Below are 22777 nucleotides of genomic sequence, written 5' to 3' on the forward strand. Positions count from 1 at the left end.
GCGGCATGATTTGATCAAATTCAAGCGCCATTCGGCGCCCCTCAAAGGACACACGCGGCCCCGGGCAGAGGCCGCGTGATCAGGCAAAGACGAAAGCCGCCTTACTTGCGGGTGATGCGCCCATCGGTAAAGGGCGTGTAGGGTGCATTCTTCGCCAGATAATCTGCCGTCACATCCGCCAGATCCGGCCCGAAATCATAGGGGTTCTTGGCGTCAATGAACATCTTGTAGCCGTCACCACCGCCACGGACATAGTTGTTCGTCACTGCCAGATAGTCTTTGGCCGGGTCGATGGGTCCCCAGGCGTCGCCCTCCTTCACCAGCACGTCCGAGACGCGGCTGCCTGCGGGTTGCGCCGGATCAAAGGTGTATTTCAGCCCGGCCACCTGAGCGAAGCGACCTGCGCCTTCCTCGATCTGGCTCACCCCGTTTTCCAGCGCGGCGACAATCGTCGCACCATCGACGGTGAAGGTGGACAGCGTGTTCTGGAACGGCAGCACCGTGAGAACCTCGCCCATGGTCACGGGGCCGGCGTCGATCCCTGCCCGCAGCCCCCCGCCATTGGCAATGGCGATCTGCGCGCCCTGATCCTTCACACGGTCCAGCATGGCCTCGGCCACCAGATTGCCCATCTGGCATTCAACCGCCCGGCAGGAATCGCGCGAGCCGTCGATGGCTTCGGCGGTTTCGGCCACTACCTTGCCCTTCAGCTCTTCGATGGGCCCGGCGAGCTCCTTCACCCTGGCCTCGACCGCCGCATCCGGCACGACCGAGGCATCGAGCAGCACAGGTTCGCCCTTTGCCTCTTTCAGCACACCGACATCGTCGAAGGTCAGTTCCAGATGGCCGAGGTATTTCGAATAGGCATAGGCCGTGACCACCGGCACCGCGCCGACCATGGTCGGATAGGGCCCCGCCGCCTTTTCATCGGTGTTGGACAGGAGCGTATGGGAATGCCCGCCCACCACCGCGTCAAGACCGGGCACCCCGGCCGCGATTTCCTGATCGCGCTTGTAACCCACATGGGTCAGCGCGATGATCTTGGTGACGCCCTGCGCCTCCAGTTCGGCCACGTCGCCCTTCAGACTGTCGATGTCATCCCTGAAGATCACGGTCGGCCCCGGCGAGGCGGTTTCGGGCGTATCGGTCGCCAGCGCCGAAACGATACCGATCTTCTCGCCCCCAACTTCCAGAACCAGATGCTTCTGCACCCGGCCCGAAAGCAGATTGTTCTGGCTGAAATCCAGATTGCCGGAAATCACCGGCACCCCCGCCCGCTCCAGAAACGGCACGACGCCCTCGGGGCCGCTGTCGAATTCATGGTTGCCCAGCGCCATGGCATCGAATCCGATCTCTTTCATGAAATCGGCCTCGGCATCGCCCTTGTAGGTGGTGAACATCAGGCTGCCCTGCGACTGGTCCCCCGCGTCCAGCACGATGACATTGCCTCCGGCGGCGCGAATCCCGTCGCGCAGTTCGTTCACCTTGGTCTTGATCCGCGCAACGCCACCGAAACAGGCATTTTCGGCGGCTTCCTCGGCACTACAGGTGCTGTCGTATTTGTTGACGGCCTCGATCCGGCTGTGGAAATCATTGATGTGCAGGATATGCAGCGTGTAATCGGCCTGCGCGGCACCTGCACCCAGCGCAAGTGTCGCTGCGCCAAGATAAAATCGTGCGAACATCCAAAGCTCCCTCTCAGGTTGATCGGTCCAGACTGCGCGGTGGGCGGACGCGTGTCAAAGCCTTCTGCCCTGCCTTGCCGCAGGAAGATCACGACAGCGTGACCACCAGCAATTTTCCGCGCAAGCCCGGCAGGCATTGACCAAAAGCCTTGCACGGTGCAATCAGGCCACATGCTGATCTACAAGATCTTCCGCCGCCCCGAATGGGATGCCTTCCGCGCCGCGGGCCAGACTGCGGGCGCCCCCGTCGATCTGGCGGACGGGTTCATCCATTTCTCGACCGCCGGTCAGGTGGTCGAAACCGCCGCCAAATGGTTCGCGTCGGAAAGCGATCTCGTACTGGTCGCCGTCAAGGGCGACGGCCTCGGCCCCGACCTGAAATGGGAAGCCTCGCGCGGTGGCGCGCTGTTCCCGCATCTTTACCGGCCTCTCCGCCTTGCCGATGTGGTGTGGGACAAATCCCTGCCGTTGGGCATTTCCGGCCATATCTTCCCCGAGGGCGTGATTTGAGCCTGATCGAAACCCTGGGCCTCGCCGCCCTGCATCGCTGTGACCCCGAGCGTGCCCATGGCCTGTCGCTGACCGCGCTGCGCAGCGGGCTTGTTCCATTGCCAGGCGTCGTAACCTCGCCGCGTCTGGCGACCGATCTGGCCGGGATGGCTCTGCCCAACCCGGTCGGGCTTGCCGCCGGGTTCGACAAGAATGCCGTCGCGCTGGACCCACTGATGCGGTCCGGCTTCGGCTTTCTGGAAGTGGGCGCCGCCACACCGCGCCCGCAGCCCGGCAACCCGAAACCGCGCCTGTTCCGGCTGAGCGAGGACCGCGCCGCGATCAACCGCTTCGGGTTCAACAACGAAGGCGCCTGCGCCATCTCGGCGCGTTTGGCTCTTCGCCCGAAGGGACCGGTTCCGGTGGGGCTGAACCTTGGCGCCAACAAGGATTCGGCCGACCGCGCCGCCGATTTCGGCGTGGTTCTGGCCACCTGCGGCCCTCATATCGACTTTGCCACCGTCAACGTAAGCTCGCCCAACACCGAAAAGCTGCGGGACCTGCAGGGCCGCGCTGCGCTGGCCGCACTGCTGGCCGGGGTGATGGAGGTGCGCGCCGGTCTGGCCCGCCCGGTGCCGGTTTTCCTGAAGATCGCCCCCGATCTGTCAGAGGGCGAACTGGAAGACGTCGCCGGTGTCGCGCTGGAATCAGGGATCAGCGGCATCATCGCCACCAATACCACCCTGTCGCGCGACGGGCTGGCCTCGCCCCATCGCGATCAGGCGGGTGGCCTGTCCGGTGCCCCCCTGTTCGAGAAATCGACCCGCGTTCTTGCCCGCCTCTCGGCGCTGACCGAGGGCCGCCTGCCCCTGATCGGCGTGGGCGGTATCTCCAGCCCGGAACAGGCGTGGGAGAAAATCCGCGCCGGGGCCACGGCGGTGCAGGTCTATACCGCCATGGTGTACGAGGGCATCTCGCTTGCTGCCCGCATCGCGCGCGGAATGGATGCCATCGCGGCCAGAGAAGGCTTCACCACCCTTGCCGGCGCGGTCGGCACCGGGCGCGACCGCTGGCTCTGAGCCGCAAATTTCTTCAAGAAGAAATTTGCGTCGCCCGGCGATCAGGCGCGCCCGGCAGAGGGCGACAACACCAGCGGATCGATTCCCATCGCTTTCAGCGCCGCCGACCACTTGCCACCGTCATCGGCCGCGAAGATCAGGCCTGGCGGCGGTTCGGTGGTCAGCCAGTCATTGCGCGCGATTTCAGCCTCAAGCTGCCCGGGCCCCCAGCCCGCATAGCCCAGGGCCAGCAACGCATCGCGCGGCCCGCCGCCCTGCGCCAGTTCCTGAAGGATGTCCAGTGTCGCGGTCATCGCATAGCCGCCCGCCACCTGCATCGTGCCGCCAACCGCCCGGTAATCCGCGGAATGCAGCACGAAGCCGCGTCCCATTTCCACCGGCCCGCCGAAATGCACACGAATATCACGCCCCTCTGGCGCTGCAGGGATTTCCAGATGCTCCAGAAGCCCTGCGAAATCGAGCTCTTGCGAGGGTTTGTTGACAATAAGGCCCATCGCGCCCTCGTCACTGTGGGCACAGATCAGGATGACGCTTTTCTCAAAGCGCGGATCGCCCATGGCGGGCATCGAGATGAGCAAGGCTCCGGCGAGGTCCATGACGATCTCCCTTCGCCCTATCATATGGCGCGAAGCCCGGCGGGCCTCAAGCCCCCGGTTCCCGACATCGGCGCCAGCCGGCACGCGCCCCTGCGGCATGCAGGACACGCACACGCCACTGTCGCCGGAATGTGATTTCGCATTCCGCCCCCGATGCCTATCTTGGCGCCATGATGATGCGCCCGTTCCTCGCCCCCCTGCTCGCCCTGACCGCCCTGCCAGCCCTGGCCGAGGTGCCGACCCAGGCCGACATCCTGCAAGCCGAGCTGCGCCCCGGCTGGCGCGAGGCGGACGGACGCCATTTCGCGGCCCTGCATCTGCGCCTTGCGCCGCACTGGAAGACCTATTGGCGCAGCCCCGGCGATGCCGGAGTGCCGCCGGTGTTTGACTGGGCGGGTTCCAGCAATCTGGGATCGGTCAAGGTGCATTGGCCGCGCCCCGAAGTGTTCGATTTTCTCGGGATGCAGACCATCGGCTACCGCGATGAAGTCGTGCTGCCGGTCGAGATCACCCCCGCCGACCCGAGCAGGCCAGTGTCCCTGCGCGCGGATATGGAGCTCGGGGTCTGCAATGACATCTGCATGCCCGCCACACTGGAACTCGGCGCTGACCTGACGGGTCCGGGGGCTCCCGATGGCCTGATCACCGCCGCGCTGGCCGCACAACCCCGCCCCGCCACAGAGGCCGGGCTGACGGAGCTGCATTGTGAATTTACCCCCACCGGGGACGGCCTTCGGGTGACTGCCCGGTTGCACCTTCCTGCGGCCACCTCTCCGGAAACCGTGGTGATGGAACCGGGCGGCAGCCTCTGGGTCTCGGATACCGAGGTGCGTCGGGAAGGCAACGAACTGGTCGCTGTTGCGGAAATGGAACCGCCGCGCGGCACACCACTGAGCTTCGACCCGGCGACGCTGCGCCTTACCGTGCTGTCTGCCACCGAAGCGCTCGAAGTTACCGGCTGCCCGGTGGAGTGATCAGCCCAGCGCCGCCGCGATCCGCGCGGCAAGCCGGCGCGCCACGGCGTCCTTACCCATGCGTGGCCAGACCTCCGCACCCTCGCCGGTGATCAGGACCACTGCATTCTCCGCCCCGCCCATGATGCCGGTCGACGGGCTGACATCATTGGCCACGATCCAGTCGCAGCCCTTGCGCGCCCGCTTGGCCGTCGCATGCTCCACCACGGTTTCCGTCTCGGCCGCGAAGCCCACGACCAGCCGGGGCCGCCCCTCGGCAAGCCGGGACACCGTTGCCAGAATGTCGGGATTTTCCGCGAATTCCAGCGCAGGCGCCCGGCCTGAGCCATCCTTCTTCATCTTCTGCACCCCGGCATTGGCCACACGCCAGTCCGCCACCGCCGCCGCAAAGATCGCGGCCTCAGCCGGCAGCGCCGCCTCCACCGCCGCCAGCATCTCGCGTGCGGTTTCCACCCGTACAACCCGCACCCCCGCAGGTGGCGGCACACTTGCCGGGCCGGTGACAAAGGTCACATCCGCCCCCAGATCACGCAACGCCACCGCCAAGGCCGTGCCCTGCGCCCCGGAGGAGCGGTTGGCGATATAGCGCACCGGATCAATCGGCTCATGCGTCGGCCCCGAAGTGACCAGCACATGCCGCCCCGCCAGCGGCCCACCGCCCAGCGCGGTCTCGACTGCCGCAACAATCTCCAAGGGTTCGGCCATACGCCCCTCGCCCGCTTCGCCCGCCTCGGCCATCTCGCCCCGGTTCGGCCCGATGAACAAGACCCCGTCCCCGGCCAGAACCACCCGATTGCGCCGTGTCGCCGGATGCGCCCACATGCGCGGGTTCATCGCGGGCGCCAGCAGCACCGGCCTGTCCGTCGCCAGCAAGACGGCAGACGCCAGATCATTGGCATGACCGTTGGCAAGTTTCGCCATCAGATCGGCGGTCGCGGGCGCCACCACCACCAGATCGGCCTCACGCGCCAGCCGGATATGCCCTACATCCTGTTCGTCCTGCCGGTCAAACAGATCGGTGAATACATGATCCGCTGTCAGCGCCCCCACGGACAAGGGCGTCACGAATTCCTGCGCCGCCGCCGTCATCACTGCCCGCACGCTGGCGCCCCGCTCGCGCAGCCGCCGGATCAGATCCAGCGCCTTGTAAGCCGCGATTCCGCCGCCGACGATCAGAAGAATACGTTTTCCTGCCAGCATCGCGCCTCTCCAACCCGTTACCGAAGGTGTAGGGGGCAAAACCCGGAAACTCAACCGGGCGCCTCTGCCCGGCCGAAATCAGAACGGCAATGTCGCATGAGTATTTGGACAAGAAGCAAGGCCCTTTGCTTCTTGCAAAAATACTCCCGCCGGAGGCACCCCGGCGCAGCCGGAAGATGAAAAGGTTTGCGCGGCCCCGCAGGGCCGCGCTCCGCCTGACCGGCGTTTCAGGCGTGACGGGCGCGGTGGCCGATCTGGTAGTAGTGGCCGGTCCGGGTGTCCATATAGGGTTTCAGCGGGATGTCCTCCTGCTTCAGGAAGCCTTGTTGCGGCAGGGCGCCGCCGCGCACCATCTCGATCACCGCAACGACCGAGGCCGAGGTGGTCCAGGCGATCGCGGTGCGGGACTTGCCGCCAATCTCGACCGGATAGTAGCTGCGCACGAATTCCTTGCGACGCATCTGGCCATCCACCCGGCCCTCGGCGGCGACGTGGACATAGACCACGTCCTCGTCCACCGGCGGTTTCGCATTGGTCAGGATGCGCCCGGCCTCTGCACGGTTCTCGCGCATCAGCAGTTCATGGAAGAAAAAGTTCATCAACTGCACATGGCCCGGATAGCGCATGGTCTTGTAATCAAGGTTCTCGATCTTGCCGAGATAGGTTTCGCACATGGTGCCAAGGCCGCCCGAGGTGGTGAAGGCTTCAAGCTGCATCCCGTCGATATAGATGGCTTCCGTCCATTCCATCGCCGAGACGGTTTTCAGCACGCCTTCCTCGATCACCTCGCAGTCATTGAGGTATTCATTCACCACGCCTTCGGGCGACCAGTTGAAGGCATAGCCCAGCAGGCCCGTCGGGTTCTGCGGCAGCGCGCCGACGCGCAGCTTGATGGAGCGCACGCTGTCGAACTGGTTCGCCAGATCGGCGGCCACGATCCCGACGAAGCCCGGCGCAAGGCCACATTGCGGCGCCATCAGACCCTTCGAGGTCTTGGCGAGTTCGCGGATGTGTTTCGTCGTCGGCACGTCTTCGGTCAGGTCGAAGTAATGCAGGCCCAGGCCGTGTGCGACGGTCGAGACGCCAATGTTCAGGTGGTAAGGCAGGCAGGACAGCACCGCCTCCTGTCCTTCCAGTGCGGCTTTCAGCGCAGCGGTATCCGACAGGTCGACGGTTTTCGTCGCAAAGCCCGCCTTCGTGTCGCGGGCGTCGATGCCGGTGACGGTGAAGCCGCTTTCCACCAGCAGCTCGGCCGCCAGATGGCCGACCTTGCCAAGCCCCAGTACCGCGATCTTGTTGAAAGACATTGTATTTCCCTCATTCCTGCTCCGCCTTTGCGGAGGCGCATATCTGGCAGAATGACCGAGGGGAGTGCCGAATGCGCCCGGCATAGCGCCCGAAGTGAAGCGTTTCTTCGGCAGAATGCCGGGCGGACCGTCGAAATGACAGCCCGCCCGATGTGATCAGAAGTCGAACTTCACGCCCTGCGCCAGCGGCAGGGTGGCACCGTAGTTGATGGTATTGGTCTGGCGCCGCATATAGCCCTTCCAGGCGTCCGAGCCACTTTCGCGCCCGCCGCCGGTTTCCTTCTCGCCGCCAAAGGCACCGCCGATTTCGGCGCCCGAAGGGCCGATATTGACATTGGCGATGCCGCAATCCGACCCGGCGGCCGACAGGAAGGTTTCCGCCTCGCGCATGTTCAGCGTGAAGATGCAGGACGACAGGCCCTGCGGCACGTCGTTCTGGATCGCCAGCGCCTCGTCCAGCGTGTCATAGCCCATGACATAGAGGATCGGGGCGAAGGTTTCCTCGCGCACGGTGTCGGTCTGCTGCGGCATCTCGATCAAGGCGGGGGTGACGTAGGCGCCGCCCTGCGGCACGTCCTCGGTCACGGTCTGGCCGCCATGGACGGTGCCACCCTCGGCGCGGGCCTTCTCGATCTGCGCCAGCATCCGGTCGCGGCTGGCATGATCGACCAGCGGGCCGATCAGCGTGGTCGCGCGGCGCGGGTCGCCGATGGGCAGGCTGGCATAGGCCTTGGTCAGACGCTCAACCAGTTCGGCACGGACCGAGTTATGTGCGATCAGGCGGCGCAGCGTGGTGCAGCGCTGACCGGCCGTGCCAACCGCCGAAAAGGCGATGGCGCGCACCGCCATATCCAGATCCGCTGAAGGCGCGACGATCATCGCATTGTTGCCGCCAAGCTCCAGAATCGGGCGGCCCCAGCGCGCGGCGACCTTCGGGCCAACGATGCCGCCCATCCGGGTCGAGCCGGTGGCTGACAGGATCGGCACGTCTTTCGACGCAACAAGCGCCTCGCCGATGGCCGGGCCGCCGATCACCAGTTGCACCAGCCCCTCGGGTGCATCGCCAAAGCGGGCCAGCGCGCGTTCCATGATCTTCATGCTGGCCATGGCGGTCAGCGGGGTTTTCTCGGACGGTTTCCAGATCACCGGGTCGCCACACACCAGCGCCAGGGCCGCGTTCCAAGACCAGACCGCGACGGGGAAGTTGAAGGCCGAGATGATGCCGCAAGGCCCCATCGGGTGCCAGGTTTCCATCATCCGGTGCGAGGGGCGTTCCGACGCGATGGTCAGGCCATAGATCTGGCGCGACAGGCCGACGGCGAAATCGCAGATGTCGATCATCTCCTGCACTTCGCCCAGGCCTTCGGAGGTGATCTTGCCCGCCTCCAGCGTCACCAGCGCGCCCAAAGCCTCTTTGCTGGCGCGCAGTTCTTCGCCCAGCAGGCGCACCAGTTCGCCGCGGCGCGGGGCCGGCACGGTGCGCCAGGCACGGAAGGCGGCTTGCGATTTCGCGATGATCGCGGGCATCTCGGCCGCGTCGGTTTCGTGGACATGGGCCACCACCTCGCCGTCGATGGGCGAGCGCACGGCCAGCGTGCCGCCGGTCAGTTCCGCTGGGGTCAGGCCGTTGGCCTGAAGGATGTCGGCATGGGTCATATCAGTCTCCCTTGGTGACCTGTCGGCGTTGATCCTCCATCCCCATCGAAACCAGAAGGGGATCGGCGGATTGCCGTGATTGGAAATCGGATTTGCCACCCATCCCGCGCCAATTGGCAAGGATGAGCGATTGCGCCACCGCCCCACCCAATGTGGTGCCGGGGCCGGTGACGACAAAGAGGTCGGGCGCGAATTCGCGCGCCGCATGGGTGATGGCGCGGGTGAAGTCGTAAGGCTCCACCACCTGATGCCCGAGCGTGTAGTCCCAGAGTGCAGCCAGGTCGCAGGCGCCGGGCCACCAGATATGGCCGCGCCCGTCGATCATCGGGATCTTCGGTTGCTCGAACAGGGCGGGGGCAAGGCGGGCGCGCCCGGCCTCGGCCACCGGGGCCTGCATGGCGGTGTGAAAGCCCGCGTGATTGGCGAGCCGCATGGGAAAGCGGCCCTGCACCGGCGGCACGGCGGTTTCAAACGCCTTCAGCCCCGCCTCGTTCCCCGCCAGCACCAGCATGCCGCCAAGGTCGATCGACAGGCCCAGCACATGACCGGGGCGCGCGGCGATGCCGGCGACGATGCCCATGATCTCGGCCTTGCGGGCCGGGTCGGGGCGCCAATCGTCGCCCATGAAGGGATAGATGATCTGGCCGCCGATCAGCCGTTCCTGCATCAGCGTGCCCATGGTGTTGACCACCTCGAACCCGCCTTCCGGCGTCAGCGCGCCCCCACAGGCCAGCGCCGAATACCAGCCCATCGAATTGCCGGTGACGGCGACCACCTCCACCCCTTCGATCGCGCGGAAATCGGCCAGCGTCGCGGCATAGATCAGCGCGCTGGCATTGTCGCCCCGCGTGTGCTTCGCCACCGAATAGCTGGCCGCGCCATCCAGCGCCGACAGGGTTTCCTGCCCCAGGGCGGCGCGGCGGGCGTCGAAATTCGCCAGCAGCGCCTTGTCGTGGAAGTGCCGGCCCAGCACGCCCAGCTCGGTCTTGGTATAGGTGCCCCGTCCGGGGCAGATCACGACCGCGGTTTTCATTTCATCATCTCCTGCGCCACCGCGACGATCTGCGCGGCAGAGGGCATGGTGGCCGCATAGGCCGGGCCGGTGGCGATGAAACTGTCCTCGGCCGTCAGGCGCGACAGCGGCGTGCCGGAGCAAGCCTCGTGGAAATGCGCCATCAGCGCCTCGGCAAAGCCGCCGGTGTGGCGGGTTTCATCGACGATCAGGATACGTTTCGCGCCCTTCACCGCCTCGGTCAGTGCCTCTTTCGGCAGGGGCGACAGCCAGCGGGTGTCGATGATGCGCGTCTTGACGCCAGCCGCCGCCAGCGCGGGTTCCGCCTGTCGGCTGAGGTAAAACCCGTTGCCGAAGGTGACGATGGCCAGATCAGTTCCCGCGCCATGCCTGCCCACCTGCCCGAAAGGGATGACCTCTGACGGGTCGGGATAGGTCTGCATCCAGCCGCCATCCTTGTCGGCATGCAGGTCGCGCATCGGATACAGCGCGATGGGTTCCAGAAACACCACCAGCCGCTGTTCCTCACGCGCCAGCCGCACGCATTCGCGCAGCATCCGCGCCGCATCCGCCCCGTTTGACGGGCAGGCGAGGATCAGCCCCGGAATGTCGCGCAGAACGGCAAAGGAGTTGTCGTTGTGGAAATGCCCGCCAAAGCCCTTTTGATAGCCCAGCCCGGCGATGCGCAGCACCATCGGGTTGGTATATTGCCCGTTGGAAAAGAACGGCAACGTCGCCGCCTCGCCGCGCAACTGATCTTCGGCATTGTGCAGATAGGCGAGGAACTGGATCTCCGGCATCGGGATGAAGCCGTTCTGCGCCATGCCGATGGCCAGGCCCAGAATGGATTGTTCGTCCAGCAGCGTGTCGATCATGCGGTCCGGCCCGAAGCGGGCCTGCAACTTCTGCGTCACGCCATAGACGCCACCCTTGCGACCGACATCCTCGCCCATCATCACGATTTCGCGGTGGGCCAGCATCAGGTCGGTCAGCGCCCAGTTGATGAGGCGCGACATGATCTGCGGCTCGGCCATCTGCTTCATGTCGCTGCCGAAAGCCGCCGCACGCGCCTCGGACGAGGGGCCGTTGGTCGGCGCGCAATCGCGCTTCGGCGGGATCAGCGAAGCCATGACCCCCGCCGCATCATGCAGACGCGGGCGCGTCACGGCCTCGGCGGCGATGCGGGCCACACGGGCATTGGTGTCGGTATAGACCTGCAAGGCAGCCTCGGCCGTCATCGCGCCCATCTGGTCCAGCCCGCGTACCATATGCAGCAGCGGGTCCTGCGCCTCTTCGGCCTCCACCTCCTCACGCGGCATGTAGGTCGTGGGCATGTCGGCCCCGGCATGGCCATAAAGCCGGATGGTGCGGATATGCAGGAAGGCGGGCTTGCGCCGGGTCCGCACATAATGCGCCGCCTCCTGCGCTGTGGCGAAAGTGTCAAAGATATCGAGCCCATCACAGGCGAAATACTTCAGCCCCGGACGGTTCTGGAAGCTCGCCCCGATCCAGCCTTTCGGCGTCTTGGTGGAAATGCCGATGCCATTGTCCTCGCAGGCAAACAGCAGCGGCAGCGGGATCGACTGATACGAGGTCCATTGCGCGGTGTTGAAGGCACCCTGCGCGGTGGAATGGTTGGCCGAGGCATCGCCGAAGCTGCAATAGACGATGGCATCGTCGGGCAGTTCGGCATGTTCGGGCCGGTGCCGCCGCGCGGCGCCAATGGCATAGGCCGCGCCCACGGCCTTGGGCAGATGCGAGGCGATGGTCGATGTCTGCGGCGGAATGCTCAGCGCCTTGGACCCCAGCACCTTGTGCCGCCCGCCGGAAATCGGGTCTTCGCTGGACGCCGCGAAGGACAGCAGCATGTCCCATGCAATGCTTTGCCCCGGCACCTGCGCGCTGCGGCCGATCTGGAAAGCGGCATCGCGGTAATGCAGGAAGGCCATGTCGGTCGGGCGCAGCGCGGCAGCCACCGCCGCCAGCCCCTCATGCCCGGACGAGCCGATGGTATAGAACCCCTGCCCGGCCCGCTGCATCACCCGGCTTTGCCGGTCCAGCGCCCGGCTCAGACAGGCGGCGCGGTAGATTTCCACCGCCTGAAACGCCGAAAGCGCCCCCGAAGGAGCGCGGCCATGCGGAAAGTCCCGCGACGCGATGCGGCGCAGGAAATTGTCGTGAACGATATCGGCGCGATCCATGCCGGCCCCTGTTGTTGATCATTGGCCGGGGCGCGCGCCGCAGATCGCCGCGCGCCCCGGCTTCGTCTCAGAAGAACGCTTGCAGGCCGGTGACGGCGCGGCCCAGGATCAGGGCATGCACGTCATGGGTGCCTTCGTAGGTGTTCACCGTTTCCAGGTTCACCATATGACGGATGACCTGGAATTCCTGCTGGATGCCGTTGCCGCCGTGCATGTCGCGGGCCCAGCGGGCGATATCCAGTGCCTTGCCGCAGTTGTTGCGCTTGACGATGGAAATCATCTCGGGCGCAGCATTGGCCTCGTCCAGCAGACGGCCGACGCGCAGCGAGGCTTGCAGGCCAAGGCTGATCTCGGTCAGCATGTTCGCAAGCTTCAGCTGGTAAAGCTGCGTCCCGGCGATGGGCTTGTTGAACTGCTTGCGGTCAAGGCCATACTGGCGGGCCGCCGACAGGCAGAACTCGGCTGCGCCCAGCACGCCCCACGAGATGCCATAGCGGGCGCGGTTCAGACAGCCGAACGGCCCTTTCAGCCCCTCGACGCCCGGCAGCAGCGCATCTTCGCCGACCTCGACATCCTTCATCACGATCTCGCCGGTCACCGAAGCGCGGAGGGAGAGCTTTCCACCAATCTTCGGTGCCGAGAGACCTTTCATGCCTTTCTCAAGCACGAAACCCCGGATCTTGCCGCCATGCGCCTCGGATTTCGCCCAGACTACAAAGACATCGGCGATGGGTGCGTTGGAGATCCACATCTTCGCGCCGTTCAGGACATAGCCATTGGCGGTCTTGCGGGCGACGGTCTTCATCCCGGCCGGGTCGGACCCCGCATCGGGTTCGGTCAGGCCGAAGCAGCCGATATATTCGCCCGAGGCGAGTTTCGGCAGGTATTTCATGCGCTGTTCTTCCGAGCCGTAAGCGTAGATCGGATACATCACCAGCGACGACTGAACCGACATCATCGAACGGTAGCCCGAATCGACGCGCTCCACCTCGCGGGCCACCAGCCCGTACGAGACATAGGAGGCGCCAAGCCCGCCGTATTCCTCCGGCACGGTCACGCCCAGAAGGCCCATTTCGCCCATCTCGCGGAAGATGGCCGGATCGGTCTCTTCATCGGCGAAGGCCTTGATCACACGGGATTGCAGCTTGTCCTGCGCATAGGCGCGGGCTGCATCGCGCAGCATGCGCTCGTCCTCGGTCAGCTGGTCTTCCAGACGGAAAGCATCTTCCCAGTCGAAGCGGCCGAGGTCGGGGGCGTCTTTCGGTTTCAGGGCCATGTCTTTGCCTTTCGGGTGAAGCGGTTGGATATGTCTATAAGGGATTGTTCACCGACAGAATAACGATAGATTGACGTTATCCTATGCATGGAAAGCATACATGGCCACCCCTCGCCGCCTTTTGCCCTCGATCTCGCTGCTGATGGCCTTCGAATCCGTCATCCGCACCGGATCGACCCTTGCCGCCGCCCATGACCTTGCCCTGACGCAGGGCGCGGTAAGCCGCCTTGTGCAGAACCTTGAAGCACAGCTTGGCGTGCAATTGTTCCGGCGTGAGGGGCGGCGGCTGGTGCCCACCGAAAATGCGCTGGCCTATGCGCGCGACGTGGCAAAGGCGATGGACCTGATCAGCCGCGCCTCGATGCGGGTGCGATCCACCACCGGGGGCGGCACGCTGGCGCTGTCGATCCTACCGACCTTCGGCACGCGCTGGCTGGCGCCGCGGCTGCCGCGCTTTCTGGCGGCACATCCGGGGGTGACGATCAACCTTGGCACCCGGCTGCGGCCCTTCGATTTCGCTGAAGAAGGCTTTGACGCCGCCATCCATTTCGGGGATCGCACCTGGCCCGAGGCTGGCTTTGCGAAACTCTTCGACGAAAGGATGATCGCCTGCGCCGCGCCGGGCTTTCTGGCCAGCCACCCCATCGACAGCCCGCGCGACCTGATCGGCCTGCCGCTTTTGCAGCTGGAGACCCGGCCGAATGCCTGGGCCAGCTGGTTCTCGTACCACGGCGTATCCGCCTCGATCCCGCTGGGGATGCTGTTCGACCAGTTCGCGCCGATGATTCAATCGGCCATCTACGGCATGGGCGTGGCCCTGCTGCCCGAGTTTCTGGCCAAGGCGGAACTGGCCGATGGCCGTCTGGTCGAGGCCTGGGGCGGGCCGGTGCCCAGCGTCGGCAGCTACTACCTCGTCTGGCCCGGCATCGGCGAAAACTACCCCCCGCTGGTCGCGTTCCGCGACTGGCTGATCCAGGAGGTTTCGGGCCGCGCGGCAGAAGAGCTTCTGGCGTGGTGAACGCGCCACGGATGCCAGATCCTTGCCGGACCGGATTTCCTTTCAACGACAATCGGCAGATACTCGCCCTGGTTGAATGGGGCGATCTTCATGGACGCATTGGCATATCTGGCGGCACTCGAAGCTCCGGCCTGGCTGTTGCCAGAAACGACAGACGGGCCCATCATCCCCAATGCCGCCGCCGAAGACATGTTCCCCGGCTTCCCCCCCGCCACAGCGGCAGAGGTGATCGGGGCGGTGAACAGGCGGCTTGCCATCACCTGCTGGACCTTGCCCTTACGGCTGAACGACAGGCGCCGCTCAATCCTTGTCGCGCAATGCGGGCATGAGAACCGCGCGGGCATTGCCTTGCGTGCCGCCGGGCATGTGATGTTCGACTGGGACATGACAAGCGGCCGTCTGGACTGGTTTGCCCATGCCACGAAGGCGATGGGCTATGATACCACCCACTTCCCCGGCACTGTGCAGAACTGGCTGGGCCGCATCCATCCCGAGGATCGCCCGCGCATCGCCGCCGCCGTCCTGTCGCCCGTCCCCCCCGATCTGGAGACATGGGAGGAGGCCTATCGTTTTCTGCGCGCCGATGGCACGGCAGCCCATGTGATCGACCGGGGTTTCCTGTTGCGCGACGAGGCCGGGCAGGCCCGCCGCATGATCGGCACGATGATCGACGTCAGCGCCGTCCACAAGGCCGAGGCCCGGTTTCAGCTTGCCACCTCGGCCTCAACCGATGTGTTGTTCATCCACGATCTTGTCGAAGACAAGATCTGGTGGAGTGACGCGCTGTTCCGGCAATACGGCCATGCCGATGTGCCCGGCGTCGAAAAGACAGACTGGTGGATGTCGCGCGTGCACCCCGAGGATGCGCCACGCCTGCGCGAACGCTTTGAAGCGGCCCGAACAGGAACCGATGACCACTGGACCGAGGAATACCGGTTTGCCCGCGCCGACGGTAGCTATGTCTGGGTCGTCGACCGCGCACGGTTCCTGCGCGATGCCGACGGTCGCGCACTGCGCAGCGTCGGCTCGATGGTCGACATGACTGCGCTGCGCGAGGGGCAGGAACGCTTTCGTCTCGCGGCCGAGGCTTCGCAGGATGTGATCTATTCCTGGGAGCCGGAGACCGGCCGCACCTGGCGCAGCGAAAGCTACAGCCGCACCTTCGGGCTGGACCCGTTTGCCCCGGCATCCGGTCCGGGCAGCTGGCGCGCGGCGATCCACCCTGACGATCTGCCCCGTATCCTGCATCTCCGCGATACGGCGATCACGCGCGGGGATGACCGCTGGGAATATGCCTACCGGGTGATCCGGGGTGACGGATCGGTGGCGCATGTCATCGACCGCGCGCTGGCCCAGCGCCGCCCGGATGGCCGGTTGCACCGGCTGATCGGCTCCATCGTCGATGTCACGCGCCTGCGCGAAGAGGGGGAACGCCTGCGCGCGGTGCTGCGGCTGGCCTCCGATGTCGTGTATGAAATTGACCTGCGCGCGGGCACCGTACTTTACAGCGAAGGCGCGGTGGCGATCTTCGGCGCCGAATGGGAAGGCGAGCAGCCGTCGCCCGGTATCTGGACACAGTCGCTGCATCCCGAGGATGCGCCGCAGGTTCTGCGCCAGTTCCGCACTTTCATCGCCGGACGGCGCGAGGACTGGCGCGCCGAATACAGGCTGCGCCGCTCGGACGGCAGCTATGCCCATGTCCGCGACCGTGCGCTGGCTCTGCGCGATGACGAGGGCGAGGCCTTTCGTATCGTGGGGGCAATCGAGGATATCACCGATGAGGTGGAGCTTGCCGCCAAGCTGCAACAGGCGCAGCGGCTGGAGGCCCTGGGCAAGCTGACCGGCGGGGTGGCGCATGATTTCAACAACCTGCTGTCGGTCATTCTGGCCAATGCCGAACTGCTGGCGGATACGGCTGAGGATGCCGAAACGCAGGCCCCGGCAGCGCAGGTCGTGCAGGCCGCCGAACGCGGCGCAGAACTGGTGCACAGCCTGCTGGCCTTTGCCCGCCGTCAGCCGCTTGCCCCACGCGCACTGGCCAGCGCCAGCGTTCTGACCGAATTGCGCTGCATGCTGAGCCGTACCCTGCCCGCCTATATCAGGCTTTCGGTCGTCACACCCGACGACCTCTGGCCGGTCGAGGCAGATCCGACGCAATTGCAGACCGCGCTTCTGAACCTTGCTGTCAATGCCGGCGATGCGATGCCCGACGGCGGCGATCTCGTCATCGAGGCCGAAAACTGCGTGGTGGACAGCAGCTATGCCGCCGCCAATCCCGACGCGCGGACGGGCGAGTTTCTGCGGCTGTCGATCACCGATTCCGGCACAGGCATGCTGCCGGACGTCGCGGCGCGGGCTTTCGACCCCTTCTTTACCACCAAGCCCGTCGGGCGCGGCTCCGGGCTTGGCCTGTCGATGGTGCATGGTTTCGTCAGCCAGTCGGGCGGCCATGTGACGCTTTACAGTGAGGCGGGACAGGGCACCACCGTCCGGCTGTATCTGCCGCGCAGTCGCCAGGGATCAGAGGCCCATGTCGGCTCGCTCGCAGACCCGGCAGAGGCCATTCCCATGGGGGCCGGTCAGCATGTGGTCGTGGCCGAGGATGATCCCGCGCTTCGCCCGCATGTGGCGAGGCTGGTCGAAAGCCTCGGCTATCGCGTCACCGCTGTCGCGGATGGCGCCGCTGCGCTGGAGGCGATCCGCGCTGCCGGGGATGTGAGCCTGCTGTTCACCGATGTGGTGATGCCGGGTGAGATGAACGGGCTGGTGCTGGCCGAACGTGTGCTGGCCGATTTTCCGGGGCTGAAGATCCTGTTCACCTCGGGCTATTCGGAAAATGCGATCCTGCGGCGCGGCAGTCTCGTTTCCGGCGCAAGGCTCCTGTCGAAGCCCTACCGGCGCCGCGACCTCGGGCTGCGGCTGCACGAGGCGCTGCATGGGGATGCAGCGCCCCGCCCCTGAAGGTTCATCAGCCCTTGCGGGCGGTGTAGTGCATCGGCCCGCCACGCCAGCGCGGGAAGCCGTAGCCATGGATTTCCACAAGGTCGATGTCGGACGGGCTGAGCGCGATACCCTCCGCAAGGATCGCCTCCCCCTCGGCGGCCATCTCACCGACAAGCCGTTCGGCAATGGCCGCACGATCCAGCGCCGGTCCCGCGGTGATGGCAACCGCCAGCACCTCGGCCACCCTGGCCGATGCCTGCGGCTTGCGGTCGCCCGGCGCATAATCATACCAGCCACCGCCGGTTTTCTGCCCCTTGCGACCCGCACGCACCAGCAGATCGCCGAGCGTTTCCGGCACGTCCTGCCCTGCCGCCCGCGCGCCCTCGCGTTGCAGGAAGGCAATGTCGAGCCCGCCCAGATCCTGCGCCTCGAAAGGCCCCATGGCAAAACCAAAGCCGCGCATGGCCGCATCAACTTCGGCAATCGCCACGCCCTGCCGCACCAGCGCTTCGGCGGCAGCGCGATAGCGTTTGAGGATGCGGTTGCCGATGAAGCCCTCGCAGATGCCCGCCTGCACCGGAATCTTGCCCAGCGCCCGCGCCAGCGCAAAGCCGGTGGCCAGCGTTTCCGGCGCGGTCTCGGGTGTCGGCACGATTTCCAGCAGTTTCATCACATTGGCCGGGCTGAAGAAATGCAGCCCGATGAAGCGACCGGGGTTCGCAAGCCCTTCGGCAATCGCGCGCGGATCGAGGTAGGAGGTATTGGTCGCCAGCACCGCATCGGCCCGGCAATGGCGGGCAAGGTCGGCAAAGACCGCGCGTTTCACGCCGATCTCCTCGAATACCGCCTCGATCACCAGATCGGTGTCGGCAAGCGCAGCGTAATCGGTGGCGCCGCTGACGCCCGCCACACGCGCCGCCGCCTGTTCGGGCGTCAGCTTGCCGCGTTTGACCCCGCCATCGAAGATGGTTTGCAGGTTGGTAAGCCCGCGCGCCAGCGCCTCGGCATCGCGCTCGATCAGCACGACCGGAAGGCCCGCATCGCGCAGTGCTGCGGCGATACCCGCCCCCATGGTCCCACCGCCGATCACCCCGGCATTGCGCAGGGGCAAGGGCTTGGCCTCGCCCAGATGCGCCGGTCGCGGCGCGGCACGTTCGGCGAAAAACACATGGCGCAGCGCGGCAGCCTGATCAGAGCCGCGCAGGTCAAGAAAGGTCGCGCGTTCAAAGGCCAGCGCTTCAGCAAAGGGCGCCTGAACCGCCTTCTGCACGCAGGCAAGCGCGCGCAGCGGGGCGGCCTCGCCCTTCGCCCGCCTGGCAACCGCCGCCTGCTGTTCGGCCCAGAACGCCGCCCCCGGATCCGTGACAGGACGTTCCGAGGCGGGCAGCGACAGCGGGGCCTCCAGCGCGGCTCGTGCGAAGGCGATGGCGCCTTCGCGCAGATCGCCGGACAGCACCGCATCAACCAGCCCCATCGCCTGCGCCTTCGCGGCCTTCACCGGCTTGCCGGTCGTCACCAGATCCACCGCCGCCGCAGCCCCTGCCACGCGCGGTGTGCGCACCGTGCCGGAAGCCCCCGGCACGATGCCCAGCCCCACTTCGGGCAGGCCGACCGAAGCACCATCCAGTGCCACCCGGAAGCGGCAGCCCAGTGCCACCTCGAACCCGCCGCCCAGCGCGCTGCCATGAATGGCGGCGACCCAGGGCTTCACCGCACCCTCGATCCGGTTCACCACATCGGGCAGATGCGGCTCGACCGGCGGCTTGCCGAATTCGCGCACATCGGCCCCGGCGATGAAGGTGCGGCCCGCGCAGATCAGCACCACCGCCCGCACATCCGGGTCGGCGTCCAGCGTGGCCACCGCATCCCACAGCCCCTGCCGCAGCGCCTGACCCAGCGCGTTGACTGGCGGATTGTCCACGGTGACGACGGCGATTTCGCCCTCGCGTTCGATGCTTACAACGCTCATCTCAGATCCCCAGATAGGCTTCGCGGATGCGCGGATCGGCGATCAGCTCGGCCGCCGTCCCGCTCATGGTGATATGCCCTGTTTCCATCACATAGCCACGATCCGCAATCTTCAAGGCACCGAAGGCATTCTGTTCGACCAGCAGGACAGTGACGTTCAGCGCCTTCAGACCCTTCACCACGTCAAAGATCTGCTGCACGACAATGGGCGCCAGACCCATCGAGGGTTCATCCAGCAGCAGGCAGGACGGCCGCCCCATCAGCGCCCGCGCCATGGCAAGCATCTGTTGCTGGCCGCCCGACAGGCCGCCCGCCGCCAGATTGCGCTTTTCCTTCAGGATCGGGAACATCTGGAAGGCATCTTCCATGTCCTTTTCCACCCGGTCATCCGAGAACAGGAAGGCGCCAAGCCGCAGGTTTTCCTCCACCGTCAGGTTGGTGAAGATCTGCCGCCCCTCGGGCGATTGCGCGAGACCGCGCCGCAGCCGCTTGTAGGCCGGAACCGGCGTCAGCGCCTCACCGCGAAAGGTGATGCTGCCGCCCGTGACCGGCTGCACGCCCGACAGGCAGCGCAGAAGCGTCGTCTTGCCCGCGCCATTGGCGCCGACCACGGTGACGATCTCGCCGCTGTCCACATGCAGGTCGATGCCATGCAGCACCTCGATGCGCCCGTAACGCGAGCGCAGCCCCTCAACCGTCAGCATTCTCGGCCTCCGTTCCCAGATAGGCCGCGATCACCGCCGGGTCGCGGCTGACCGTGGCCGGGTCGCCCTCGGCGATCTTCTCGCCATGGTCCAGCACCACGATGTGACTGGAAATCCGCATGACCATCTTCATGTCATGCTCCACCAGCAGGATCGCCACGCCGGATTTGGCGACCTCCGCGATCAGGTGGTCGATCTCCTCGGTTTCCACGGCATTGCAGCCTGCGGCGGGTTCGTCCAGCAACAGAACCTTGGGGTTCAGCGCCAGCGCGCGCGCAATCTCCAGCCGTTTCAGCGCGCCGTAAGACAGGTTCCCCGCCTCGCGTTCGGCAGCGCGTTCGAGCCCCACCCGCGCCAGCAGCGCCCGCGCGCCTTCCTCGGCTGCCTTAGAGCGCCGCCGCGACGAAGGCAGGCCCAGAAGATCGGCCAGCACCGGCCCGCGTTCCTGCAGGTGATAGCCGGAAATCGCATTTTCCAGCACCGTCATGCTTTGAAAGATTTGCAGGTTCTGGAAGGTCCGACTCATGCCGCGCCGGGCCAGAAGATCGGGGCGCATGCCCGTCACATCCTCGCCGTTCAGCACCACCTGTCCCGCGCCGGGCAGATAGACGCCCGAAATCATGTTGAACAGCGTGGTCTTCCCCGCCCCGTTCGGCCCGATGACCGAGACGATCTCACCGGGATTGACCGAAAAGCTGACCTCGTTCACCGCGCGCAGGCCACCGAAGGTGATGCCAAGACCCTTGATGTCAAGAAGGCTCATTCCCCGGTCCCCCGCAGCTTGCGCAGGATCGAAGGCAGAAGCCCCTCCCGCAGGAAGATCATCACCAGCATCATCACCAGACCCAGCACCATCTGTTCGTATTCGGCGAAGACGGTCAGAACCTGCGGCAGCAGCGTCAGGATGCCCGCGCCGAAGATCGCGCCCAGCACCGAACCCGCGCCGCCCAGAACCGCCATGGTCACCATCTCGATCGAGTGCATGAAGCCCGCGACATCGGGGGTGATGAACTTGTTTTGCAGGGCCAGCAGCGAGCCGGAAACGGAGGCATAGACCGCCGAGATCACGAAGGCCTGGAGCTTCAGGCGGCTGACATCCACGCCCACGGTCCGGGCGGCGATTTCTGACCCGTGCAGCGCACGCAGGGCGCGGCCGGTCGGGCTTTGATGCAGGTTCAGCGCGGCCCATGCGCCGAGGATCATCACGATGCCGCTGAAGAAATACCAGAACTCGCCGTTCGACAGGTTCAGGCCCCAGTCCTTCAGCACGCCGCGCAGGCCGAGGTCGGGCACGTCGATCCCGTCAGGGCCGCGCGTCAGCCAGCGTTCGTTGTTCAGCACCATGGAAATCAGGATGCCCATGCCCAGCGAGGCAACACCCAGGTAATAGCCTTTCAGCCGCAGGATAGGCCGCCCCACCAGCCAGGCCAGAGCGGCGGAAATCACGGCGCCCAGCACCACGGCCAGCGCGGGCGGCAGGCCCAGATGCACCGGCGCCAGCGCGCAGGCATAGCCGCCGATCCCGGCGAACCCGGCGTGGCCAAGGCTCACCTGTCCGGCATAGCCAGTCAGGATCACGATGCCGGTCACGGCAAGGCCATTGACGAAGATCAGGGCGCCCACGCGGTAATAGTAACCCGAGGGGAAGAAGAACGGAGTGATCGCCACAAGCGCGGCCAGCACCAGAAGGGTTGCGGTTTTCGGGGTCAGTTTCATGGCGTCACACCCGATCCGTGGATTTGCGGCCGAACAGTCCCTGCGGCATCAGGAACAGCACCGCGAGGATGACCACGAAAGCCGCCGCATCCTTGTATTGCGAACTCAGGTAGCCCGCCGTCATCGCCTCCAGGAGGCCCAGCAGCAGCCCGCCCGCCAGCGCGCCCTTAGGGTTGCCCATGCCGCCCAGCATGGCGGCGGCAAAGCCCTTCAGGGCCAGCGTCAGGCCGACGTCATACGAGGTCAGCGTGATCGGCGTCACCAGAACACCTGCCAGGGCCCCGATGCCCGCCGACAGCGCAAAGGAAAGCGTCATCACGAAATTGGTGTTGATGCCCACAAGCTGCGCCGCCAGCCGGTTGTTCGAGGTCGCCAGCACTGCCCGCCCCAGGAGCGTTCGGGTGAAGAACAGCCAGAGCGCCACGAAAACCAGCACCGCCCCCGCGATGACCCACAGGCTTTGCGGCAGGATCGTCGCGCCCAGAATGCGGATCGGATCGTCACCCGAAAAGGCCGGGAAGGTGTGGATCTGCTTGTCGAACACCAGTTGCGCCGCACCGCGAATGAAGATCGAGGCGCCGATGGTAATGATGATCAGCGACACGACCGGCGCGCCGCGTGCGGGTTCGATGGCCAGCCGGTTCAGCGCCACCCCCACGGCAGCGGTGCCGACGATGGCGACCAGCGCCGCCAGCGGCAGCGGCAGCCCTGCGGCATGGGCGAAAACCGTGGCCATGCCACCCAGCATGACAAACTCGCCCTGGGCGAAGTTAACGACATCAGAGGCGTTGTAGATGATCGTGAAGCCCAGCGCGACAAGCGCATAGACCGCGCCGACCGTCACCCCGGAAAAGAGGAATTGCAATAGTTCCGACATGCAGGAGGCTCTCCGGCTGGCAGGGATCGCGGGGCGGCCAAAGACCGCCCCGTCCCGTCAATGAAAGTCAGTCGAG

The 22777-nt window shown here is 65.9% G+C and carries 18 protein-coding genes; 5 read left to right on the top strand and 13 right to left on the bottom strand.

Going from position 1 to position 22777, the window contains the following annotated elements; all coding sequences use genetic code 11:
• Nucleotides 1–101: 101 nt before the first annotated feature.
• Nucleotides 102–1685 carry a bifunctional UDP-sugar hydrolase/5'-nucleotidase gene (locus AO684_RS08540; protein ID WP_054302332.1) on the bottom strand — a complete coding sequence of 528 codons (1584 nt, stop codon included), beginning with the start codon at nt 1683–1685 and terminating at the stop codon, nt 102–104.
• 171 nt (nt 1686–1856) lie between these two features.
• On the opposite strand from AO684_RS08540, the gene AO684_RS08545 reads away from it, so the two are divergent.
• A complete protein-coding gene (locus tag AO684_RS08545) occupies nt 1857–2195 on the top strand; it encodes a DUF952 domain-containing protein (protein WP_054302333.1) in 339 nt (112 codons plus the stop codon).
• Complete coding sequence (locus tag AO684_RS08550) at nt 2192–3253, top strand: quinone-dependent dihydroorotate dehydrogenase (protein ID WP_054302334.1); 1062 nt, start codon at nt 2192–2194, stop codon at nt 3251–3253. Before AO684_RS08545 ends, AO684_RS08550 begins: the two co-directional genes overlap by 4 nt.
• A 41-nt stretch (nt 3254–3294) precedes the next feature.
• On the opposite strand, the gene AO684_RS08555 is transcribed toward AO684_RS08550, so the two are convergent.
• Nucleotides 3295–3849 carry a YqgE/AlgH family protein gene (locus tag AO684_RS08555; RefSeq protein ID WP_054302335.1) on the bottom strand — a complete coding sequence of 185 codons (555 nt, stop codon included), beginning with the start codon at nt 3847–3849 and terminating at the stop codon, nt 3295–3297.
• A gap of 131 nt (nt 3850–3980) precedes the next feature.
• Between AO684_RS08555 and AO684_RS08560 the strand changes: the two genes are divergently transcribed.
• On the top strand, nt 3981–4823 hold the full coding sequence (locus AO684_RS08560; protein WP_235451249.1) for a protein-disulfide reductase DsbD domain-containing protein: 843 nt from the start codon (nt 3981–3983) through the stop codon (nt 4821–4823).
• Here the strand turns inward: AO684_RS08560 and coaBC are convergent, their stop codons facing one another.
• From coaBC to AO684_RS08590, 6 genes are all read right to left on the bottom strand, one after another.
• Entirely contained in the window at nt 4824–6023 is a 1200-nt protein-coding gene (gene coaBC / locus AO684_RS08565) for a bifunctional phosphopantothenoylcysteine decarboxylase/phosphopantothenate--cysteine ligase CoaBC (RefSeq protein ID WP_054302336.1), read from the bottom strand.
• Between the two features lie 227 nt (nt 6024–6250).
• Nucleotides 6251–7330, bottom strand: coding sequence for a saccharopine dehydrogenase family protein (locus AO684_RS08570; protein ID WP_054302337.1), 1080 nt, complete (start codon nt 7328–7330; stop codon nt 6251–6253).
• 156 nt (nt 7331–7486) lie between these two features.
• Nucleotides 7487–8986 carry an aldehyde dehydrogenase family protein gene (locus AO684_RS08575; RefSeq protein WP_054302338.1) on the bottom strand — a complete coding sequence of 500 codons (1500 nt, stop codon included), beginning with the start codon at nt 8984–8986 and terminating at the stop codon, nt 7487–7489.
• Between the two features lies 1 nt (nt 8987).
• A complete protein-coding gene (locus tag AO684_RS08580; protein WP_054302339.1) occupies nt 8988–10019 on the bottom strand; it encodes an ACP S-malonyltransferase in 1032 nt (343 codons plus the stop codon).
• Nucleotides 10016–12199 carry an alpha-ketoacid dehydrogenase subunit alpha/beta gene (locus tag AO684_RS08585; RefSeq protein ID WP_054302340.1) on the bottom strand — a complete coding sequence of 728 codons (2184 nt, stop codon included), beginning with the start codon at nt 12197–12199 and terminating at the stop codon, nt 10016–10018. The genes AO684_RS08580 and AO684_RS08585 overlap by 4 nt, the downstream gene beginning before the upstream one ends.
• Nucleotides 12200–12266: 67 nt before the next feature.
• The gene (locus AO684_RS08590; RefSeq protein WP_054302341.1) at nt 12267–13475 is read right to left on the bottom strand and encodes an acyl-CoA dehydrogenase; all 1209 of its coding nucleotides are present in this window, start codon (nt 13473–13475) and stop codon (nt 12267–12269) included.
• 100 nt (nt 13476–13575) lie between these two features.
• Between AO684_RS08590 and AO684_RS08595 the strand changes: the two genes are divergently transcribed.
• Both AO684_RS08595 and AO684_RS08600 read left to right on the top strand, forming a co-directional pair.
• Nucleotides 13576–14493: a LysR family transcriptional regulator gene (locus AO684_RS08595; protein WP_054302342.1), complete on the top strand. Its 918-nt coding sequence runs from the start codon at nt 13576–13578 to the stop codon at nt 14491–14493.
• A 90-nt stretch (nt 14494–14583) separates the two neighbouring features.
• Nucleotides 14584–17454 carry a PAS domain-containing protein gene (locus AO684_RS08600; RefSeq protein ID WP_152968386.1) on the top strand — a complete coding sequence of 957 codons (2871 nt, stop codon included), beginning with the start codon at nt 14584–14586 and terminating at the stop codon, nt 17452–17454.
• A gap of 7 nt (nt 17455–17461) precedes the next feature.
• On the opposite strand, the gene AO684_RS08605 is transcribed toward AO684_RS08600, so the two are convergent.
• Genes AO684_RS08605 through AO684_RS08625 form a run of 5 tightly spaced genes read right to left on the bottom strand, consistent with a single transcriptional unit; the run spans nt 17462 to nt 22701 of the window.
• On the bottom strand, nt 17462–19405 hold the full coding sequence (locus AO684_RS08605) for a 3-hydroxyacyl-CoA dehydrogenase NAD-binding domain-containing protein (RefSeq protein WP_054302344.1): 1944 nt from the start codon (nt 19403–19405) through the stop codon (nt 17462–17464).
• Between the two features lies 1 nt (nt 19406).
• A complete protein-coding gene (locus AO684_RS08610) occupies nt 19407–20108 on the bottom strand; it encodes an ABC transporter ATP-binding protein (RefSeq protein WP_054302345.1) in 702 nt (233 codons plus the stop codon).
• Nucleotides 20095–20871: an ABC transporter ATP-binding protein gene (locus AO684_RS08615; protein WP_054302346.1), complete on the bottom strand. Its 777-nt coding sequence runs from the start codon at nt 20869–20871 to the stop codon at nt 20095–20097. The genes AO684_RS08610 and AO684_RS08615 overlap by 14 nt, the downstream gene beginning before the upstream one ends.
• Nucleotides 20868–21824 carry a branched-chain amino acid ABC transporter permease gene (locus AO684_RS08620; RefSeq protein ID WP_054302347.1) on the bottom strand — a complete coding sequence of 319 codons (957 nt, stop codon included), beginning with the start codon at nt 21822–21824 and terminating at the stop codon, nt 20868–20870. Before AO684_RS08620 ends, AO684_RS08615 begins: the two co-directional genes overlap by 4 nt.
• Before the next feature lie 4 nt (nt 21825–21828).
• Nucleotides 21829–22701 (bottom strand): branched-chain amino acid ABC transporter permease, encoded by an 873-nt coding sequence (locus AO684_RS08625; protein WP_054302348.1) that lies wholly within the window; start codon nt 22699–22701, stop codon nt 21829–21831.
• Between the last annotated feature and the right edge of the window lie 76 nt (nt 22702–22777).

The sequence above is a fragment of the Gemmobacter sp. LW-1 genome (assembly GCF_001303875.1).
In the GTDB taxonomy this organism is placed as follows: domain Bacteria; phylum Pseudomonadota; class Alphaproteobacteria; order Rhodobacterales; family Rhodobacteraceae; genus Gemmobacter; species Gemmobacter caeni.

Excerpts from the sequence above, each read along its gene's own strand:
- AO684_RS08540 (WP_054302332.1), bottom strand. The coding sequence starts at position 1,685 with ATGTTCGCACGATTTTATCTTGGCGCAGCGACACTTGCGCTGGGTGCA.
- AO684_RS08545 (WP_054302333.1), top strand. The coding sequence starts at position 1,857 with ATGCTGATCTACAAGATCTTCCGCCGCCCCGAATGGGATGCCTTCCGC.
- AO684_RS08555 (WP_054302335.1), bottom strand. The coding sequence starts at position 3,849 with ATGGACCTCGCCGGAGCCTTGCTCATCTCGATGCCCGCCATGGGCGAT.
- coaBC (WP_054302336.1), bottom strand. The coding sequence starts at position 6,023 with ATGCTGGCAGGAAAACGTATTCTTCTGATCGTCGGCGGCGGAATCGCG.
- AO684_RS08570 (WP_054302337.1), bottom strand. The coding sequence starts at position 7,330 with ATGTCTTTCAACAAGATCGCGGTACTGGGGCTTGGCAAGGTCGGCCAT.
- AO684_RS08575 (WP_054302338.1), bottom strand. The coding sequence starts at position 8,986 with ATGACCCATGCCGACATCCTTCAGGCCAACGGCCTGACCCCAGCGGAA.
- AO684_RS08580 (WP_054302339.1), bottom strand. The coding sequence starts at position 10,019 with ATGAAAACCGCGGTCGTGATCTGCCCCGGACGGGGCACCTATACCAAG.
- AO684_RS08585 (WP_054302340.1), bottom strand. The coding sequence starts at position 12,199 with ATGGATCGCGCCGATATCGTTCACGACAATTTCCTGCGCCGCATCGCG.
- AO684_RS08590 (WP_054302341.1), bottom strand. The coding sequence starts at position 13,475 with ATGGCCCTGAAACCGAAAGACGCCCCCGACCTCGGCCGCTTCGACTGG.
- AO684_RS08595 (WP_054302342.1), top strand. The coding sequence starts at position 13,576 with ATGGCCACCCCTCGCCGCCTTTTGCCCTCGATCTCGCTGCTGATGGCC.
- AO684_RS08600 (WP_152968386.1), top strand. The coding sequence starts at position 14,584 with ATGGACGCATTGGCATATCTGGCGGCACTCGAAGCTCCGGCCTGGCTG.
- AO684_RS08605 (WP_054302344.1), bottom strand. The coding sequence starts at position 19,405 with ATGAGCGTTGTAAGCATCGAACGCGAGGGCGAAATCGCCGTCGTCACC.
- AO684_RS08610 (WP_054302345.1), bottom strand. The coding sequence starts at position 20,108 with ATGCTGACGGTTGAGGGGCTGCGCTCGCGTTACGGGCGCATCGAGGTG.
- AO684_RS08615 (WP_054302346.1), bottom strand. The coding sequence starts at position 20,871 with ATGAGCCTTCTTGACATCAAGGGTCTTGGCATCACCTTCGGTGGCCTG.
- AO684_RS08620 (WP_054302347.1), bottom strand. The coding sequence starts at position 21,824 with ATGAAACTGACCCCGAAAACCGCAACCCTTCTGGTGCTGGCCGCGCTT.
- AO684_RS08625 (WP_054302348.1), bottom strand. The coding sequence starts at position 22,701 with ATGTCGGAACTATTGCAATTCCTCTTTTCCGGGGTGACGGTCGGCGCG.